Source organism: Streptomyces sp. NPDC048392 (assembly GCF_043200575.1).
Taxonomy (GTDB): Bacteria; Actinomycetota; Actinomycetes; order Streptomycetales; family Streptomycetaceae; genus Streptomyces.
In genome coordinates this window covers 1-2,632 of sequence record NZ_JBICYB010000092.1, presented here as the reverse complement: position 1 = coordinate 2,632, position 2,632 = coordinate 1, and the positions used below count along the sequence as shown (strand labels likewise).

General features: G+C 66.8%; 3 protein-coding genes. All 3 read right to left on the bottom strand.

The window, feature by feature from the left end:
- Positions 1-296: 296 nt before the first annotated feature.
- The 3 genes from ACGFYH_RS37250 to ACGFYH_RS37240 all read right to left on the bottom strand — a co-directional run bounded on the left by ACGFYH_RS37250 (position 297) and on the right by ACGFYH_RS37240 (position 2,368).
- Positions 297-557 (bottom strand): hypothetical protein, encoded by a 261-nt coding sequence (locus ACGFYH_RS37250; RefSeq protein ID WP_393807607.1) that lies wholly within the window; start codon positions 555-557, stop codon positions 297-299.
- 161 nt (positions 558-718) lie between these two features.
- Complete coding sequence (locus ACGFYH_RS37245; RefSeq protein WP_393807606.1) at positions 719-1,819, bottom strand: methionine--tRNA ligase; 1,101 nt, start codon at positions 1,817-1,819, stop codon at positions 719-721.
- Between the two features lie 345 nt (positions 1,820-2,164).
- The gene (locus ACGFYH_RS37240) at positions 2,165-2,368 is read right to left on the bottom strand and encodes a hypothetical protein (protein ID WP_393807605.1); all 204 of its coding nucleotides are present in this window, start codon (positions 2,366-2,368) and stop codon (positions 2,165-2,167) included.
- Positions 2,369-2,632: the final 264 nt, after the last annotated feature.

The window sequence follows — 2,632 nt, the reverse complement described above, 5'->3', positions numbered from 1 at the left end:
GGCGAGTAGACCTTCATCACCATAAGAGATCCCTCCTACCCGGCCCCTGCCGGGGCCGGGCTCAGAGGTGTCCACCACTCGGGGACAGGTCCCCCTCCTGCCGTGCGTACTCCCGGTCTTCGATCCGCCATTCATGCTGCTTCACGTCGATCTCCGGCAGCATGAGTCCCCCGATCCTCAGCACCAACACGATGACGTGGGCTGGCCAACTTACCGGCTGTACAGGGGCGGTGTGGCGGGAGCGGCGGAGAAGCCACTCCCGCCGGAAGCGTCACGAGGTGAGGTCGAGCTTCGCCCTATGCGTCGCCCTCGGCAATGCGAGGGAACAGAGGGTTCGCAGGCGGCAGAACCCCATTGATCTCTGCAACCTGCCCGGCGATACGGGAGGCGCCATCCGGGAGGAAGGGCTGCAACTGGTCGGCCAGCACGAGGCATGCCTGAACAAGGGCGGCAAGAACCGTGTCGAGACGTTCCTCGGCCCCACGATCACCGCCCTGCTCTGCCTTGGCCAGCTCCCAGGGACGGGTGTTGTCGACACAGCGGTTGGACTCTTCCACGATCCTCCAGACCGAGGAGGCTGCCTTCCGCAAGTCGAAGCTGGACAGGGCCGCATCAACCTCGCCCGGGACGCTACGACAAGCCGCGATCAGCGGTTCCGTAGCCAGAGCCGCGCCGCGGCGCAGGGGCACGTGCCCCTGTCGGTAGCGATGAACCATGGTCACGACCCGGTTGACGAGATTGCCCAGGCCGCCCGCCAGGTCGCCGTTGGCCCGGGCGATGAGCCGCTCCCGGGTGAAGTCGGCGTCACCGACCCGGGGACTTCCCGCAGAAGCCACCAGCGCACCGCATCGGTGCCGAACTCGTCGACGAGGTCCGCAGGGTCGACGGTGTTGCCGCTGGACTTGCTGATCTTGCGTCCGTCGACGGTGAGGTAGTCGTGGACCAGGATGTCGGTGGGCAGTGGTAGCCCCGCGGACAGCAGCATGGCCGGCCAGTACACGGCGTGGAAGCGCACCACCCCCTTGCCGACCAGGTGGATGCGTCGCTTGCTCTGCACCCACCAGCGTTGATAGGCCTCGGCATTGTCCCCGTAGCCGAGGCTGGTGACGTAGTTGCCGAGCGCGTCCCACCACACGTAGACGACCTGGCTGGCGTCGCCCGGTACAGGAATGCCCCAGCCGCGGGCTCGGCTGTGGGAGCGGGAGATGGAGAAGTCGTGCAGCCCGCTGGTGATGAGAGCGAGGACTTCGTTGCGGTGGGCAGCCGGTTCGACCCGCAGGGTCCCGTTGGAGATCAACTCGTGGAGGGTATCGGCATAGCGGGACAGCCGGAAGAACCAGTTCTCCTCGGCGACCAGTTGGGGCTCGGTGCCGTGCTCGGTACATCGGCCGTCGACCAGATCGGCCGGAGTGTAGAACTGCTCGCAGCCCACGCAGTACAGGCCCTCGTAGTGCTTGCGGTACAGGTCACCGGACGAGGCGCACTGGCGCCACAGCCGCTCCACGCCGATGCGATGGCGCGGGTCGCAGCTGGTGCGGATGAAGTCGTCGAAGGAGAGCGCCAACGGTTCCCGCAGTGCGGCGAACGCCTTGGCATTTCGGTCGACGAGCGTTTGGACGTCGACCCCTTCGGCCTCGGCGGCCAGGACGTTCTTGAGAGAGTTGTCGTCGGTTCCGCTGAGGAACCGAACCTCATCGCCGCGGTGGCGATGGTGCCGGGCAAGGACGTCTGCTTGCACCAGTTCCAAGGCAAAGCCGAGGTGCGGGCGGGCATTGACATACGGGATCGTTGTGGTGATGTAGTGGCGTGATGCGGTCATCGGAACCTCCAGTAACGAGGCGGAGCTCCGAGTCCGTGAACAGAACGAGGCCCCGACTCGGGGCCTCGGAAACACGCGCGTCCGGTATCAGCAGCCCCGCTGGCGGGGCATCATCTCGATTCGGAACGAAGGCGCGATCATGCGAAAATGCTAGCAGCGACGCCCGCGTCCGCGGCGAGCATTTCTGACTGGAGGCAAGGCGCCGCCCGAGGGTCCCACACCCCCCCGCACTCCTCACAGACCGCACGACCCTGCCTCCACTGGCCCTGTCGGAGACGGAGACCCGCACGGTGGACTCGGTAGGCGGTCCACGAGGGTCGGCCATCGAGTCCACCGATCAGCCGGTCAGGCGAACGTCAGTTGCTCCGGGCCGTTCTCGTCTGCATCACCTCCGGGCAGCGGTGGCGCGTCTGGTACGTCGCGGTTGAGGCGCAGCCACCAGGCGAACTGCCAGTTCCTGCAGGTCCGATACAGCCGGGAGCTCCTCCCGGTGGCGTCGAGCGGAATGGAGTGCTCGCCCCATCCGAGGATGGGGCGAGCGTTGGCCAATCGAACTCCGAGGCCTGGCACGAGGGCGTTCCCCTCCCAGGTCTCGCCGGGCGCGTGCTCGAACGCCAAGTGCGCGTTGCGGGACCAGTCCCAGGGGATCGGTAGTGCGCACAGATACCAGGCGACTGGCGGGTTTGCCGCGGGTAGGTGAAGGGTCTGCCGGCGTTGATGGGACCTGTCCCCGAGTGGTGGACACCTCTGAGCCCGGCCCCGGCAGGGGCCGGGTAGGAGGGATCTCTTATGGTGATGAAGGTCTACTCGCCC